A 12,356-nucleotide genomic window follows, 5' to 3' on the forward strand; every position below is an offset into this window, starting at 1 on the left:
CATCAGGGATGGTAATAATACTCCACACGGTCATAATAGGCGGTATTGTCCTGCGTGGGAGGATGGTCCCCCATGAATCCCAGGTTTTCCACGCTGCAATAAATGAAGAACGGGAAACTTGTTCCAAACGTCACCCGCTGGGTCTGCCGGACTTCACCGTCTATCAGCCATTTTACTTCATAATTGCCGTTGACCAGCGTCAAATCCATCTCCACGGTATGCCAGCCCGTCTTTATAAGCTGTCTTCCGGATATGTAGGGATTGGCCTGGGAAGTCATCGCGACGACCAGGTCGTCATCTCCGGCGCCCAGCCTGGTTCTCTCCGCCTGGGTGCCGGAACCTATTTCAAAATCCAGTTCGTGCTGGTCGTCGCAGTAAATCCAGGCGCCTATGCTCGTTCTTCCGCACTTGTCCAGTTTGGGCAGGTAAAGGCGCCATTTATAACGCCCTGTGGTATAAATCTTGTCCTTCGTCAGCACTTTACGGCGGTCCTGCGTTCCCTTGCGCACATGAATGGCCAACAGGCCGTTTTCCGTAACGGTTCTCGGTTCGGGATTCGGGTCAGGATCATGGGGGGTATTCTGGTTCATATGCTGCCAGTCCTCCATCTCATTGAAATCCCACGTCCTGTGCCGCACGTCAACGGGAGGCGCGGAAGGGTGCGCCGGGTCCAGGAGATCGGGGCGGACGGCCTCCATGACCGCCCTGGCTTCCTCTTCCGTCGTAATGGCCTTCCCCCACAACGCGATATTGTCAAAATCAGCCGCCGCGGCCTCATTGGCATTGTTGCCCGTGCACCCCAGTCCTATCAAACGAATTCGGGGCGCGAACTGGAAATTCCCGGTAATGGTGCAGGTTCCCCTGTGCCTGCCGTCAATAAAGAGATTCACGGATGTATTACGGATGGAATACACCACGGAATGCCACTCGTCCCCGGCGGGAACCGCCGGAGGGGATGCGCTGGAATTGCCGGATTCATCTTTCCAGGAGCTGGAACTCGTACCGCCTGCTCCCCAGATGGTCCAGCCGCTGTTGACGGTAGCCCCGTCAAGGGCAAACAAGGCGCTTCCCCCCGTATAACGGCGGACATTGAATGAAATGGAAAAATCCCTGCTGGACAGGGGCAGGCCATTCCCATTGGAAATTTGCAGGCTGTTCCCGGTTCCGCCCGCAGCGCGTACATAACCGGAATTATTCACGCCGCCCGTTTCATGATGCACAAGGCTGCCCGGGGTAATCATCACCGGAGTCCCTCTCGTAAACGGCACGTTGCCCGTACCGGCGGTAAGCTTCTCCGGAGTGCCTGCCGCGTCAAAATCCAGAAGATAGATCAACTGGTTGGTTGATAAATCCGCATGCAATTGATTACAAAGGCAGAGGGCCGCCCAGTAGAGTAGTTTCGTCATCATGATCAACCGGATTCTGAAATGAAAAGCCTCCCGGAGCGAGCAAATAAACGGGAAAGAATGAGGCGGCTCAACGCCGTCTGCGCCGGATCAGGAGGCCAAGAAGGCCGAACAGCTCCAGAGAGGCGGCGGAAGCTTCCGGAACCATGGCGTCCGAAGCGGGATGATCTGCCAGGAATTGCACCTCTTCCGCACTCAGTTCCCTGTTCCACAGGCTGAAATCATCCATTTTCAGCGTACCCGCATTCACGCCGTTATTCCCGCAGCCCAATTGGAAAAAATTAAGCGTTCCGAGATCGGCGTCTCCAAAATTGTAAGTCGCCGTTCTCGTGCCGTCCAGATACAGGGAAATGGCGCCGTTCCCGGCCGTCATCGTAAAATTCTGCCAGTTGGAAGTATTGCCGGTCAACGTGCCTACATTCCCTGCATAAAAATTCCCCTGGGAGGAACTCACGAACAGTTGAATGGAATTGCCGATGGTTTCAAACTGAAACGTCCGGCCGGTGTCCGTCGTCATGCGCAGGACATAATTGCCGTTCAGGGAAACGTCCTTGAATTGAAAATTAACGGAAAAATGGTTCGCGCTGATATTGGCCGCACTTAACGCGGATGTTCCCGGATGCGCGCCGGAAGCTCCGGCCAAATTCAAGTGCCCCGCGCTGCCGAAAGCTCCGCCTGGCGCAATTCCCATTCCTCCCCACGCACTGATGCCCCCGGTATACCCGGTGTAGCTGTCGTATTCGGCCGCGGCGGTATCAAATCCCATGTGGATGGCCAGTCCTTCCTGAAGAGGAGAAGAAACCGCAAGGGAAGCGCCATGGGAAATTCCCATGGAAGACATTCCGGATGTTACTAGAATCATGGATAATATTCTCATGGCGGTCTAATTCTTAGCGGATTTTTAATCCGGGGCGCTTGTTCAGATTCAGCTGTGAAGGCTCGAAAACCGGGCGTGCCCGGTTGGACGGAATGCGAAGCATGAAGCCCGCAGGGCGAGTGAATCGGAAAGATGAACGAATCAGCCTTTCATTCTCCACTGGCTGTTTTCCCTCCAAACCGTGGGAAAAAGTCCTTCCACCGCAATCTCTGATGACCGCGCTGTCGGGAACACGGGCCTCCCGGAATAAATGAATGAACAAACTTCTGCCAGCCTTCCCCCGGTCTTTCTCCCCGCCATAGTCCGGGGAGTTTTTTCACAACCTCCTTTCCCTTAAAATCAACCCTTGACGCCGGATTAAAAATCCGTCCCATGCCGTTAACCGTTTCCAGCGCTTCTCTTACGGCATTTCCTCAGGAAATTACGCTCCGGTAATCTCCATGCACACAAGCGTAGCGTTGTCCTGGTTGGGAGCGCCGTCCCTGGTGATGCCGTCCAGCACGGAACGCACCAGTTCCTCCGCAGACAGCATGGACAGGTAACGCATGCCGGCAGGGCCCAGGGAGTCCAGGTAAGGCCCCACTCCGTCACTGGCCACCAGCAGGCGGTCTCCCGGCAACAGGGGGAAACAATCAACCCGCAGATCCACGTGGGGCACCTCCTTCCCCATCAGGGCGGAAGTCAGGGAATGGCGGGCGGGATGGCACAAAGCCTCTTCCCTGGTGATGGAACCTTCCGCCACCATCTGTTCCAGCTCCGCGGAATATTGATGCAGCGCATTGAGCAAAAACATTTGCTCCTCCCGGACCAGCAGGAGAAGGGAATCCCCCACGCTGGCCCAGCGCAGCCCGTCCGCGCCAATCCAGGCGGCTACCAGGGTAGTGCCCATTTCATCGTCGGAGCCTCGCTTCTTCCGGACAATCCGTACCTGTTCATTGGCCGCGTGCACGGCGTTTTTCAGCCTCTTCCCGGGAGCGGCGCGTCCCTCCCGCTCAAACGTCCGTGAAAATCCTTCCACGGCAGCACGGCTGGCCAGCTCACCTCCGGTATAGCCCCCCATGCCGTCCGCCAGGACAATCACCAGCGCATCATCCGCCGCCAGGATGGAAAAGGAGTCCTGCTGATTGCTCCGTGCGCCCAGAATCTGGTCCCCATGCAATCCGGACACCAGGAAAGGTTCTTGAGAAGAAGGCTGCTGCATCATGTGGAAGTTTATTCTAACATATCCCTTTTCCTGAAGAAAGCGGGAAGATGGCGAAGGAAGCAGTTGCCGCACCGGCGCGCCTCTCGGAACCAGCCAAGAAAAACTTTCCATTCATCATCCGGCGCCACCGGGAAACTACCCGAGATAGGCAACGGTTTCATGGGGAATCGTGAGCTTTCCGCCCGTCTGGAAGCGGTCAAACAGATGGTTGAGCTCTTCCAGCCACGCGGCATGGCCCTCTTCCCGCTCTCCGGGGGAATAGGAAGAGGAAAGCATGCGCCGGATGTACTGTTCCCGCGTATAGGACAGCTCGTTCGGGAAACGGAAGACCTGGAAATGATGGTCAAAGAAATCGGCTATCCTCCCCTGAATATCCGCCAGTCCCCCGCTGAAGCCGTAAAACCGCGGACAGTACAGGCGATGGATGCGCCCTTCTTCCAGAACCGCCGGAGAGTCTTCTGCCCTGGAATTCCAGATCAGGGCAATCTTTCCTCCCGGAGCCAGGATGCGGCGGCATTCCCGTTTGAACGCGGCGGCGTCAAACCAGTGGAACGCCTGCGCCGCCGTCACCAGGTCCACGGAAGCATCCGGAAGCAGGGTATGTTCCGCCGTGCCGGGCACGGAATGGAAAAGCGGGAACTCCCTCAACAGCTTCTCCGCTTCTTCCCTCATGTCATTATTGGGTTCCACGCCGTACACGGTCCAGCCGCGCTTCAGCATGGCGCGGGACAGAATGCCCGTGCCGGAACCCGCATCCGCTGCGCGGAGGGGCTCGCGCCCTCCTTCCTGCGCCAGCAGGTCAAGGAGCCCCTCCGGATAATCGCGGCGGCCCTGGGTGTAGGAAGCGGCTTTTCCGGTGAATTTGCCTGTATTGTCCATCACTCTGGCGGAAAATGTCTTTTCCGGGTCAAAGGTAAAACGCCGCCGTACCGCCTTGCCAGCGCCAATCCCGTTCTACGCCGCAGAAAAATCTTTCCGCCAGCATCCTGGACAGAATCTTCCGCCTCCCCTTTCCACAGCTTCCCGTGCCCGCATTATGAAGCCTGGCAGGAGTAGCGGCGGGTCCCACTCCCGGCTTTACAAGTCTTTCAGGAGCTTTTAGTATCGGGATCAGGCCCCGCACCTTCCGGCTTGTCCCCTGCTCCGGGGAAACAAAGCGTTGGCGGGCTTTATCTTCAGACCGTACCGCCCATGTTCGGATATTACAGACTTGCCTCCGCCGTCCCCCAGCTCCGCGTAGCTGACGTGGACTACAACACTGACCAGCTCATTGCAGGATTCCGGCAGGCCGCAGCGCAGCAGGCGGCTACAGTCGTCTTCCCGGAACTGTGCATCACGGGCTATTCCTGCGGAGACCTCTTCTTTCAGCCGCGCCTGAGGGAGGCGGCCCTGAATGGGCTGCGCCGCTTTGCAGAAGCCACGAAAGGGACCAGGACCATTGCCGTGGCGGGGCTGCCGTTCCTGTACGGAGACGCCCTGTATAATGCCGCCGCCGTAGTGCAGGGCGGCCGGGTTCTGGCGCTGGTTCCCAAAACGATGCTCCCCAACTACCGGGAATTCTATGAAAAACGGCAATTCACTTCCGGCAGGGAGCTGGGCGCGGGCGTCCGGGAGGCCACGGTCAATGGGTCGCTGGTTCCGTTCGGCACGGACATCATCTTTCATGATTCAGCCTCCTCCTTCAGCTTTGGCATAGAAATCTGTGAAGACCTTTGGAGCGTCATCCCCCCCAGCTCCATGCTGGCTCTTCAAGGCGCCAGGGCCATCTTCAACCCGTCCGCCGGAACGGAACTCACCGGCAAAGCCGCCTACCGTCGCGGACTGGTCAAACAGCAAAGCGGCAGATGCCTCTGCGCCTATGTCCTGGCCTCCGCCGGGGTGCATGAATCCACCACGGACGTGGTGTTTGGCGGGCATTCCCTCATTGCGGACAACGGCAGGCTGGCGGCGGAAGGCGAACGGTTCCGCAGGGAAAGCTCCCTTATTCTGGCAGACGTGGACTTTGAACGGCTGGCGGCGGCGCGTCTCTCGGAAAGCTCCTTTAACGACAGCAAGGCGTTATTCCCCTCCGTAAACACCCTGCATCTCACGCTGGCGGAGGAAGTCCCCCCCTCCCCCGGCCTGGAACACGCCTGCAATCCTGCGCGGCCCTTCCTGCCCCCGCCCCGGCACCGCCAGGAACGCTGTGAAGAAATCATCGCCATCCAGACGGCGGGGCTTGCCAAGAGGATGGAACACACGCATGCCCAAAGGCTGGTGATAGGCATCTCCGGCGGCCTGGACTCCACGCTGGCCCTGCTCATCTGCGCGCGGGCATGCCAGGCGCTGGACAAGCCCGCTTCCGCCATTCTGGCCGTTACCATGCCGGGCTTCGGCACCACGGACCGGACACACACGAACGCGGTGAATATGTGCCGCCTGCTGGGGGCGGAACTCCGGGAAATACCCATTTCTGAAGCCTCTCTCCAGCACTTCCGCGACATTGGGCACGATCCGGCGGAGCGCACCACCACTTACGAAAACGTGCAGGCCCGCGAACGCACGCAAATCCTGATGGACCTGGCCAACAAGATGGGGGGCCTGGTGGTGGGCACGGGAGACCTGTCTGAAATAGCCCTGGGGTGGAGCACCTACAACGGGGACCACATGTCCATGTATGCGGTCAACTGCTCCATCCCGAAAACGCTGATCCGCTGTCTGATTGAACACATTGCCGCCCAATCCTCCCCGGAACTGGCAGCCACCCTCCTGGACATCAACAATACTCCCGTCAGCCCGGAACTGCTGCCGCCGTCGGATGACGGCACCATTGAACAGCGGACGGAAGACGTCCTGGGGCCCTACGACCTGCATGACTTCTTCCTCTTCCATTTCATCAAATACGGCGCACAGCCGGACAAAATCCTGTATCTGGCGGAAAACGCCTTCCGGAATGAATTCCAGCCGGACTTCATCCGCCGGTGCCTAGGAATCTTCATCCGCCGCTTCTTCCGCCAGCAATTCAAGCGAAGCTGCATCCCGGACGGCCCCAAGGTGGGCACCATCTCCCTCTCCCCGCGCGGAGACTGGCGCATGCCCTCCGACGCATGGGGAACCGTCTGGTCAGACGGACTTTCCCATAGCTGAAACGCCTGTGGCGGGGAGTGATGTTACGGGAGCGGCGGCGGTTTCCCGGCTGTGCCGTTCAACGGCACGGGATTTCTTTAATGGCCCGGAGCCAGCTTCAGGCCGATGATGCCTATCAGCAGAAACGTGGCCGCCAGCATGCGCCAGACATTGGAGGAATCCCCAAACCACAGGATGCCCACCATGAACGTGCCCAGAGCGCCGATGCCCGTCCACACGGCATAAGCCGTGCCTATGGGGATGTTCCGCTGCGCCAGCCACAGCAGGAAGCCGCTCAGAGCCATGCTGAACACGGAAAACGCAATGCAGGCGGCAAACCTGCCGCTCCCCGTACCGGGGGCCTGGGAAAGTTTAAAACCCAAAGGCCATCCGATCTCGCAGAGACCGGCCAACACCAGATAAATCCAGGACATATATTGAAATAGGGTATCCTCTTCCGTTCGCCGGCCTTCCCGAAGGGGAAAAGCTCCAAGGGCAACGGATGCCTTGCAGGGTACCTGCGGACGCCCCGGAATCAAGCCGGCAATGCAGGCGCACTTTGTCATGCCGGGAAAATACGGGAGTTCGCCCTTATGCCTTCCAAACCGTCTTGGTCTTTTCCGGAGTCCGGTTTATTAAAAGTTCCACCATACCCACCTTTGAAACAATGGTCTTCTTTCATGAGAAAATTTCTTCCAAAAAAATATGATATGATATTATTTTCAATACATTATCAATTCATTAATTTTAAAAATATGGCCTTTTTTACAAGCGCCCCTAATATGCTTGCTGCATCGTGGGCAATCCTGGTATTAAAACTAATACGCTTAATGAGGCTCCCACACTTCTCTGCTTTTACAGTTATTGCCGGAAACCTGGTTTCAACAGGCACGGCGGGTCTGGCCTTCAGGCACAGCCGTATGACGCTCCAATAAACACCCCCAACAACATCCATGAACTTTCCTCTTACATTCTTCACCGGAACATTTCTGGTGGTCTGCGCCATGTTCCACCTGTCCTCTTCAGCAGATATGCCCTCCCGGCACTTGAACCAGTCCACCATTCCCATTATTGATCTGGATGACTGGAAGGAAGCCCAGATCACCGTCGACAAGGAAAAAGGCCAATACCTGGGACATCCCACCACCCTGCTCCTCAAGGACGGAAAGACCATTTTATGCGTTTATCCCAAAGGCCACGGCAGCGGAGAAATTATTCTGAAAAAATCCTTTGACGGCGGCCGGACATGGGGAGACAGGCTGCCCGTCCCCGAGTCCTGGAAGAGCAGCCGGGAAGTCCCTACGCTTTATGAGACGGAAGATGCAGCCGGGAAGCGGCACATTCTGCTCTTCAGCGGCGTTCAGGGGGGAAACAGGAACACAAAAGCCAGAAACCGGATGGCCGTCAGCGAAGATGAAGGACGCACCTGGTCCGAATTATTTCCCATTCCCAACCAACCGGGGGGAATCGTGGTCATGAGTGACCTGATTGCCTTGAAAACCGGTAAAGGCCATTATATGGCGTCCTATCATGCCAATGCCGCAGGAGAGGATGGAGAAGGAAAATTCCGTACCCTCGAACAGTACGTGACATTCACCAGGGACGGAGGGTTAACATGGTCCGCTCCCCAGGTTATTTTTCCCGGGACAAGGAACATGCACCTGTGCGAGGGAGGATTTGTCCGCAGCCCTGACGGAAAGACAATTGCTCTGCTATTGAGAGAAAACAGCAGGAATAACAACTCCCAAGTCATGTTTTCACAGGATGAGGGGAAAACCTGGACTGCGCCAAAAGATCTGGCGGCAGCGCTGTGCGGGGACCGCCACCAGATTCAGCCCCTGCCGGACGAACGGCTGCTGATTCAATTCCGGGACGCGCCGCCTTCCAAGAAAAAAGGACATACCGGCACCCCTACCGAAGGGGACTGGGTAGGCTGGGTAGGCAAATGGGAAGATCTGGCGAACGGCGGGGAGGGAATGTATAGAATCCGCTTCAAGGACAACCGCAACGGATGGGATTGCGCATACCCCGCTGCGGAACAGCTCCCGGACGGCACTCTGGTGTGCACCACCTACGGGCACTTTGACAAGGGGGAACCTCCCTACATTCTTTCCATACGCTTTCATATAAAAGATACGGACGGTATGGCGAAAGCGTATGCAAACGGATGCCGGAAGCCTATCAGAAACGATAAGGGAAAAGGAGAAACCATTTTTGATCCCAATGATCCGGCGGCCATCAACAAGTTGTTGAAACGTTCCTGAACAACCGCCTCTTCCGTCTCTTCCCCGGAGTCATCTCAAACCATTCCGGGGCATGCGGCAAGCCCATGCTTGCAACACGGCGTGAAAAGGAAGTATCATTTACCTTCATGAAGCGCCATGGCAAGGCATCAGCCGAAGAAATAACCGTCGCTAAACTGAAAATGCGTCTTCAGTCAGGCCGGTTCAACGGGGTGATGCCCAGTGAGCGGGAGCTGAGCCGCGAGCTGGCAGCCGGCAGGGATACCATCAGAAAAGCCCTGGCGCAGTTACAGGAAGAAGGGCTGATAGCCGCACCGGAAAAAAACAGGGTCAGGCAGGTGACAAGAACGCTCCCGGAGACCCCTGCGAACCTGCCGAAAAAACATGTCTGCTTCCTGTCCTCCCTTCCCCTCCGCGATCTTCCGCAAAGCATCTGGGTGGAACTTCATGAACTGGGGACTGCTCTGCGCGCCGAAGGGATGGAACTTCAATTAATGGAAGCTCCATGGACCGGAAAAGACCATTCGGAACACCGCCTGCGCAAGATAGAAGCCTCCGCATGCTGCTATTGCTGGATACTCTATCGAACTACGGAGGAAGTGCAGCTGTGGTTTAAGAAAAAGGGCATTCCGTGCCTCGTCAGGGGAATCTCCTACCCGTCTTCCAGGCTGCCATACCTGGACACACACTGGGAAGTTCTGGTGCGCCACGCGGCGGGGTATCTGCATCAGAAAGGGCACCGCCGCGTGGCGCTCTGCATTCCGGCCTCGAAATTGAGGGGCAACAGTTTAATGGAAAAAGGGCTTCTTTCCTTTCAAGGGGAAAAATGGGTTCCTCACCTTATCCGCATGCCTGAGGACGCGGCACAGGCTGCCCGGGCGCTGGACCGGGCATTTCTGCGTGATCCCGGCATCACGGCGCTTATCTCCACGCGTGGCAGGATGCTTGTTTCCATCATCTCATGGGCTTCCTCCCAGGCCAGGAATATCCCGGGAGACATAAGCCTGCTGAGCCTGGTGGATGAACCCTACATCAGGCATGTCACGCCTCCCATAACATCCTACCGCCAGCCCACGGGCAAGACGGCCCGCAGACTGATACGGATGATTGAAGCGCTGGTTGAACAACGGCGCGTATCCAACAGCCTCATCATCCCGGAACTGTGTCCGGGAGGCTCCGTCCAGGTGATGTGCGGAAGGAGAATTGAGCCATCCGCACCACAGTAAGCTCTACTTAATCACGGGAGCCTTCTTGCCGGCAGAGAGTCCCGTGTCCTTCCCGTCCGTCAGCCAGTCAATCGTGATGGGAACAAACTTCAGCTTCTTGATATGCGGCTGGTTCTCCTCATAAAGCACGCCTACTACGCCGGGCTCCACCATGGCAAGGCTGGAATAGGCAAAACCGCCTTCTCCCAGCAGTTTTTTCACCGGCCAGGTCTTGCCGTTGTCATAGCTCATTGCCACCTGCCCCTTGATGCGCCGTCCGGCGCTGGGTCCGGAAAACAGAATGCGGCTCTTGCCGCCAAAGGCAGGCTGGTCCGTCAGAGAATAAGTCATCAGGGAATTCTGCGTGCTGTCGCAAAACAATTCCGGAGCATCTTCCACTTCACCCCATGTCTCTCCGCCGTCCTGCGACCACACGATGCGGCGGCAATTGCCTCCGCCCCAGTGGCGCGCGACCATGACCACGCCTCCGTTATCCGTTTCCGCGATGGACGTTTCATTCACCAGGCCCTTCATATTGGCGGTTGGCTGGCTCTGCTTCCAGCTTTTGCCGCCGTCATCACTGTAAATGCAGGAAATCACCCACTTGCCGAACGGTCCTTCATTCATCGGAATTACCAGACGCCCCTTGTGGGGGCCGCTCCTCAACTGCGCTCCGGAATTCGGGCCGGAAGCCATGATATCCACGCCCGTGGGGCGCTTGGTCGTCTTCGTGATATCCTCCGGCTTCGTCCAGGTGGCGCCTCCGTTCCTGCTCTGGATCATGAAATTGCGGATGCACTTCTCATCATCCCATCCCTGGGGGATATTGGGCTGCCGTTCCTTGACCCCGGCGGGATAACGCTGGAACACGACAGTCACCGTCTTGGTTTTGGCATCATAAACCGGGCAGGGATTATTAAAGGTGGCCCCATGCGACTTGGCGATCGCCCGGGGACGTGACCAGGTCTTCCCGCCATTCTTGCTGACGCTCATGATCAGGTCATTTTCCCCCTGGTCCGTATTCTTGTACCGGCCTTCGGCAAACGCCAGAAGCTGCCCCTTGCCGAGGCTGAGCAATGCGGGAATGCGGATGGACGCATAAGGATTCCCCTCCCCTGCGCTGAACACGGTCACGGCGTTATCCGTGGGAAAGCCGGCCTTTTCTTCTTGCCCCAATGCCGGCAATGCCACGGCGCATACGGCACTCATCAAACACTTGAATACGGAATTCATCATCCTCTTCATCCTATTCCACTTTCTCTTTCCGCACAACAGCCATGTCATGCATTCGAGTGAAGACCAGAGGAAACTCTTGAGGAATGAAGGCAACCAATTCGGTCTTCCGCAGGTCTACCGGATGCCGTTACGCCTTCCGGAAGAAGGGAGTCAAAAACACGCCTTCCGGGCAATTCATGACTCGGTAATCATGCGCCTCCTTTTTCCGCCTCTTGGCAGAGATTTCACGTCAGGACTCTCAGATGGGGAAAAATCGGACCAATAACAGCCGTGGCTGTGCCGCACGTGACGAAATACCCGTTAAAAAGAAACCTGCGGGAAGCAATCGTTCCCTGATGAAGCCATTCTCCCAGAGGTCATACTCTCAATATGAAAATATGTCAGGATCTCAAAACTGATAGGAACACGCATCCATGGAATGTTGCTATTCCTGGCGGGAACTCTTTCAGGGAAAATGAAAAACGATGTCGCGTACGGAAGAGCGCGGCTTCTCCCAGCCGGATGGGAAACCTCGGCGGTAATACATTTGCAGCCGGGAAACAGAGGGGCCGGCAACGGGATGCCCATGAAATGTAACGAGAAACATAACGATGGACACTAAGGAAACACGGCCATCTTTGGATGAATGATCCAGGCATAAACTGAAAGACATTCTGATTTTTATATCAATGATGACTGCGACACCGGGAGCGGTTTTTACGGAGCCGTTCTGAAGACGCTTGAACCAGTCAAGGACGCCGACCGCTCCATGGTGCTCAGCACCAGACTCATGGGGCCCCTTGCAAACGCCTAACGAATTCGGCTTCAGCGGAAAATATGATCAACCATGAAATATCAGCCAAGTTACGAAATCGGATATTGACGGAGGGCTACACAGCAATTTCGGAAGAACGTATGACAATCCTGAACAAGCGAAAAAAACGCGTTAACGTCTATTCCAAAAACTGGGTTTTCTATTGAAATACAGAAACTTAATATGTTCGTCGCTTTGTACCAACATGGAAAAAGTGTTGTGCAGGCTAAAATACCCCCCTTAATCTAAATTACATACAGATGATATCGAACATTTTCACAATAACT

At 56.4% G+C, this 12,356-nt stretch carries 10 protein-coding genes; 3 read left to right on the top strand and 7 right to left on the bottom strand.

Annotated features, from left to right (window positions below; genetic code table 11):
• Positions 1–2 precede the first annotated feature (2 nt).
• The 4 genes from ABGM91_RS03445 to ABGM91_RS03460 all read right to left on the bottom strand — a co-directional run bounded on the left by ABGM91_RS03445 (position 3) and on the right by ABGM91_RS03460 (position 4,366).
• On the bottom strand, positions 3–1,409 hold the full coding sequence (locus ABGM91_RS03445) for a LamG-like jellyroll fold domain-containing protein (protein WP_354833696.1): 1,407 nt from the start codon (positions 1,407–1,409) through the stop codon (positions 3–5).
• Between the two features lie 67 nt (positions 1,410–1,476).
• Positions 1,477–2,268 carry a LamG-like jellyroll fold domain-containing protein gene (locus tag ABGM91_RS03450; protein WP_354833698.1) on the bottom strand — a complete coding sequence of 264 codons (792 nt, stop codon included), beginning with the start codon at positions 2,266–2,268 and terminating at the stop codon, positions 1,477–1,479.
• A gap of 436 nt (positions 2,269–2,704) precedes the next feature.
• Positions 2,705–3,487, bottom strand: a complete 783-nt coding sequence (locus ABGM91_RS03455; protein ID WP_354833700.1) for a protein phosphatase 2C domain-containing protein — start codon at positions 3,485–3,487, stop codon at positions 2,705–2,707.
• A gap of 135 nt (positions 3,488–3,622) precedes the next feature.
• Positions 3,623–4,366: a class I SAM-dependent methyltransferase gene (locus ABGM91_RS03460; RefSeq protein ID WP_354834791.1), complete on the bottom strand. Its 744-nt coding sequence runs from the start codon at positions 4,364–4,366 to the stop codon at positions 3,623–3,625.
• 312 nt (positions 4,367–4,678) lie between these two features.
• Between ABGM91_RS03460 and ABGM91_RS03465 the strand changes: the two genes are divergently transcribed.
• On the top strand, positions 4,679–6,613 hold the full coding sequence (locus tag ABGM91_RS03465; protein WP_354833702.1) for an NAD(+) synthase: 1,935 nt from the start codon (positions 4,679–4,681) through the stop codon (positions 6,611–6,613).
• A gap of 77 nt (positions 6,614–6,690) precedes the next feature.
• On the opposite strand, the gene ABGM91_RS03470 is transcribed toward ABGM91_RS03465, so the two are convergent.
• Complete coding sequence (locus ABGM91_RS03470; RefSeq protein WP_102712491.1) at positions 6,691–7,026, bottom strand: multidrug efflux SMR transporter; 336 nt, start codon at positions 7,024–7,026, stop codon at positions 6,691–6,693.
• A 299-nt stretch (positions 7,027–7,325) separates the two neighbouring features.
• A complete protein-coding gene (locus ABGM91_RS03475; protein ID WP_354833705.1) occupies positions 7,326–7,655 on the bottom strand; it encodes a hypothetical protein in 330 nt (109 codons plus the stop codon).
• Between ABGM91_RS03475 and ABGM91_RS03480 the strand changes: the two genes are divergently transcribed.
• Together ABGM91_RS03480 and ABGM91_RS03485 are read left to right on the top strand one after the other, a co-directional pair.
• Entirely contained in the window at positions 7,639–8,856 is a 1,218-nt protein-coding gene (locus ABGM91_RS03480) for a sialidase family protein (protein WP_354833707.1), read from the top strand. The two genes, ABGM91_RS03475 and ABGM91_RS03480, sit on opposite strands and share 17 nt — an antisense overlap.
• A gap of 107 nt (positions 8,857–8,963) precedes the next feature.
• The gene (locus ABGM91_RS03485; protein ID WP_354834794.1) at positions 8,964–10,061 is read left to right on the top strand and encodes a substrate-binding domain-containing protein; all 1,098 of its coding nucleotides are present in this window, start codon (positions 8,964–8,966) and stop codon (positions 10,059–10,061) included.
• Between the two features lie 3 nt (positions 10,062–10,064).
• Here the strand turns inward: ABGM91_RS03485 and ABGM91_RS03490 are convergent, their stop codons facing one another.
• Positions 10,065–11,249 (bottom strand): sialidase family protein, encoded by a 1,185-nt coding sequence (locus tag ABGM91_RS03490; protein WP_354833709.1) that lies wholly within the window; start codon positions 11,247–11,249, stop codon positions 10,065–10,067.
• Between the last annotated feature and the right edge of the window lie 1,107 nt (positions 11,250–12,356).

Origin of the sequence: Akkermansia muciniphila (assembly GCF_040616545.1) — a bacterium.
In the GTDB taxonomy this organism is placed as follows: domain Bacteria; phylum Verrucomicrobiota; class Verrucomicrobiia; order Verrucomicrobiales; family Akkermansiaceae; genus Akkermansia; species Akkermansia muciniphila_E.